The sequence below is a fragment of the Psychromonas sp. Urea-02u-13 genome, from assembly GCF_002835995.1.
GTDB lineage: Bacteria > Pseudomonadota > Gammaproteobacteria > Enterobacterales > Psychromonadaceae > Psychromonas.
In genome coordinates this window covers 1-2205 of sequence record NZ_PJBZ01000176.1, presented here as the reverse complement: position 1 = coordinate 2205, position 2205 = coordinate 1, and the positions used below count along the sequence as shown (strand labels likewise).

At 34.2% G+C, this 2205-nt stretch carries 2 protein-coding genes; one reads left to right on the top strand and one right to left on the bottom strand.

Features of this window, described 5'->3' with window-relative positions:
* Window positions 1-283 precede the first annotated feature (283 nt).
* Window positions 284-1609, top strand: coding sequence for a HipA domain-containing protein (locus CXF74_RS21130; protein ID WP_101084586.1), 1326 nt, complete (start codon window positions 284-286; stop codon window positions 1607-1609).
* Between the two features lie 95 nt (window positions 1610-1704).
* Here the strand turns inward: CXF74_RS21130 and CXF74_RS21125 are convergent.
* The coding region (locus tag CXF74_RS21125; RefSeq protein WP_157822510.1) for a protein kinase domain-containing protein at window positions 1705-2205 on the bottom strand (501 nt) is incomplete at its 5' end.

The following is a 2205-nucleotide window of genomic DNA, read 5'->3' as shown; positions in this document are numbered from 1 at the left end:
TATGTGAATTTTTGTGATGTAAATAACGTTGCCACAGGTTTATGAGAAGTTACCGAAGCGAAACGTAACCCACTGTTTTTGTTCCGTTTAAATGCCTTGTTAGTTTACTGATTACTAATGAGCTTAAAGAGTATGTCAGTATAACGATCAATATTCTTAAATAATACTTTGAAATCACTCTAAACATGGAATAGGATGGGTTTAAAGGTTCTCTTCACCTACTTTGATAGAAAACCACTAACCCCCTTTAGTTTATGGTTTATTTAAGAATAGGATTCTCGTCATGACTGATCGCATGGTTACATATTTTCAAATTTATGGATTAGTTTCAGTTCCAGAATTGGCAAACTTTCTACAGGTTAGCCATTCAACAGTGTCCAGAAGGCTCATTCCATATATAAATGATCGTAAAGTCATAACTTTAGGGAAAGGAAAAAACACAAAATACATATACTTACGAAACATTCCTGATGTAAACCAACCAATAATTATTCGTGAAGTTAATGATAAAGCCGATGTTTCAGTTGCAGGAAAATTATGGGTCACAAATACGGGGACAGTTTTAGAAACTGACACTGGTTTTATACCATATGATGATTTGCCTTGGTACCTTTTAGACTTAAGACCTCAGGGTTTTATTGGTAGAATGATTACCAAACACGTGAGCTCTAAAATCAATGTTCCAATTAAATCAGAAAATTGGAGTGGAGATGATCTCTTACGATATTTGATAATATATTCTCATGACACTCCTGGCTGTTTTGAATTATGTACGAAATTTTTGTCTCCAAGGAAATTCCAAACAAATAGAGTTACTCTGCCCTCTAGATTAGAGCAATATGATCGATACGTGATAGATTTAAGCAAAGGGGGTGCAATTGCAAACTCTGCGGGCGGAGAGCAACCAAAGTTTCACAGCAGATGGGAAGATAAAGAAAATCAAACATACAGTATCGTAAAATATTCACCACTTATTGAAATTGGAAACCCTGTTGCCCTTCGAATTAAAGATTTACTTATATGTGAAGATATTGCGTTAACTACTTTATATAACTTTAACGGGCATGCTGCTTTAACTAAATTGTTAACTAGTGAGCAAAGAGTTTATCTTGAAGTAACTCGCTTTGACCGTGTTGTAGTAAATGATTTAGAGGGCCAAGTAGGTATGGTTTCCTTAGAGACTGTTCTCGCAGAGTTTTCTGGACATGCAGATAATTGGATAGATGCTAGCATCCAATTAAATGATATGGATTTATTAAGTGATTCTGACTCTGAATTGTTAAATACTTGGTTGTCTTATAGTAGGTTTATTGGCAATAGTGACACCCATAATGGGAATGTTTCTTTGTTCTTAGAAAATTTACAGTTAAACGGATTAACACCCGCTTATGATATTCTACCAATGGCATACATGCCGACAAAAGGAGATGTTCCAACTCCCGAAATTAGAATAAAAAAACCTAATAACATTAATGAGAAAAGTTGGAATATTGGAAGAACACTTGGTTTAGAATTTTGGAACATCGTAAAGGAAACTCATAACGTATCACATGAGTTTAGAGAAATTGCTGATAATTGGATTTTGTATATTAATTCGATGGATGAATAATTAACTGTAAACTAACGCCTCGTTAAGCGGATAAAAATGGTTGGCTATAATCGCGAAGCGATGGCCAGCTGTTTTTATTCCGTTTAAACGACTTGTTAAATGCCACTAGCAAACTTTTCCTCAAATTTATTCCAACGACTAAAAAGATAAGACCAATACTCTTTAAGAGGTTTATTATGTGCTTTCTGATTATGGTAATTTATTTGAAAGTTAATTTGATTATAGCTCTCAGGGCAAAGTGAATTAGTTATAGATAATATTTCTTCAAGAACCTCCTCAATAGAAGGCCTTTGAGATATTGATGTAGAAAGCATTCTACTAATTAAATCTTTAATGTCAGAAGGTATTTGAGTTAAGACACTTTTATCAAGTTTATCTTCTTTCTTTATCCAAATTTTCCAGGGCTTAGTACCTGTCCACTTTTTACTATTTTCGCCAATTGGCTTTGGCCAATAATCGCCTAATTTAATCCCCACTGGATGATAACCATTAGTAAATAATTCGCATAATATTACACCTAAAGCAAATACATCAGTTTTAGAAGACAGTGGTTCTTTATTCCACTGTTCTGGAGCCATATAGGGGCGAGAACCTTC